General features: G+C 28.9%; 1 pseudogene. It reads left to right on the top strand.

Going from position 1 to position 2072, the window contains the following annotated elements:
- Positions 1–458 precede the first annotated feature (458 nt).
- A pseudogene (locus tag M3Z80_RS09610) lies at positions 459–2072 on the top strand (hypothetical protein); the annotation flags it as partial.

Here is a 2072-nt window from a genome sequence, read left to right as displayed (position 1 = left end):
AATATTAAAAATAAAGTACTTACAATTTAATGCAAAATATATGCTTAAATAATTGAAAATATTATATATGTATTACTAAAGTCTTTATTAAATTTGTATGATAAAAAACCATATATTTTATATAATTAAAAATGTAGAATTATCGATATAAAGATTTATAAGTGTTAAAATGAAACCTTATTTACTCGTTAGTCTTATTGATTTTATTTAATATTTATTTTAATCAAATCTATATTAATAATATTAAAAAATATTTTATAGTAAAATAGGATTAAAGAGGAACATTAATAAGTGGTTTTATAATAAATAAAATAGGACCCACCTTCATTTATATTATTGTAAGCAATAGTATACTTCAATATCTTTTTTTGATAACTAATTATAAATTATATTTTAATATATAGCGGAAATTCTATTAAAGTGTTTAATAGAATCTAAAAAAATTAAAAATAACTTATATGAAAAAGACAAGCATTTGTGAAATAATTGTTTATTGTTCATTGCTATTTTATTTTGTAATACCCATAATGACCTTCGGTCAAAGTCCGGGGGGATATAGTGGCAAAGTAGAACTATGGTTAAAAGCTGATTATCCTGTAGCAGGAGGGTCAGGTTCATTGAAGGATAATGATCCGGTAAAATTATGGAAGGACCTATCCGGAAATGATAGGGATCATAAAGTATACGTGGAGACTAGTGGACCTTTGTATAAAAAAAGCGGAGAATTGATGAATTTTCAACCCGCTGTAACTTTTGGTCTTAAAAATAAAGATTTTTTAGTCGGTCCCAATTTAGATTTAACGACAGATAAATCTTATTATATATTTTATGTATCAACTTTGCATTCACAAACCAATAATGGTTATGTATACACTTTAAATGCCGGAAGAAACTATTCAGGATGGCATTCGGGAAATCCTTATTTCGCTACAAATACTACAAGTTATGGCTATAAAGATTCAAAAGGAAAAAAATATGGTATTGTTGGGATAATGCGTCCAAATGGACTATCTGTATCTCAGATGATGTATTTTAATTCAGTTCCCGAAAATATAGGGAGACCCATTGAAATGAATAATAACAATGGAAATAGTGTGGTAGGAGCTTTAAACTTAACGGGTAGGACTCAATTTAATGGAGACATTCAGGAAATTATAGTTTTATCAGGCCCTAAAAATACTACTCTATCAGATTTTGAATTACAAAAAATTCATTCTTATCTATCCATTAAATATGGTATTTCTTTAGAACCGGAAAAATCTAAAAAAAATTATCCGAATTATGTGAATTCTAATGGAGATATTATTTGGGATGGGACAAAATTTAAACCTTACCAAAATCATGTTTTCGGAATAGGAAGAGACGATAAGTCAGGTTTGTATCAAAAACAATCCACAAACTATGATATGTCAACCCTTACTGTTTTTGTCGGTGATGAGCTTGCAGATTTAAATGATAAAAACAGAGGAACTTTAAGTGATAATACTTTTCTAATGTTGGGAACGAATGATGCGGTAGGAATGTTTCGCTATGACTATCATAAAGGGGAAAATTTTGCTAACGGTAAATTGAATCAAGACATACATTTTAAATTAAATAAAACTTTAAAAGCGAAAGTAACCGGAACTAGTAAAATTACGGTCAATATGAAGTTGAATATGGACGCAAAATATATTTTAGTAAGTTCCGTTGAAACTTTTGCCCCGAAAAAAACACGCATTTATCCTATAAAAGATTATTTGGCTAAAAATATTGAAATTGAAAATGATGATTATGTTTCTTTTATTAGTAGTAGTCCTAATCCCGGAGGTGTAAATTTATTGACTGAGCTTTGGTTAAGAGCAGATGATGTGCCTGTTAAGCCTAATCCAGCAGACTCTGACTCAACTAATGTTGATGTATGGAAAGACGTTTCCGCATTTAAAAGAGATCATTCACAAAATAATTCTTCACCGACGCCCGTTTTGCGTACTCTGCAAGGTTTGATGAATTATCATAATCATTTGGAATTTAGTTATGCAAATAATTATTATACAGCATTAGCTGCACCAAGCTTTATTGAGGATGATAAG

The organism is Apibacter sp. (assembly GCF_025291155.1).
Lineage (GTDB): Bacteria > Bacteroidota > Bacteroidia > Flavobacteriales > Weeksellaceae > Apibacter.
The sequence above is the reverse complement of the archived record's forward strand: the minus strand, read 5'-3'. Positions and strand labels throughout refer to the sequence as shown.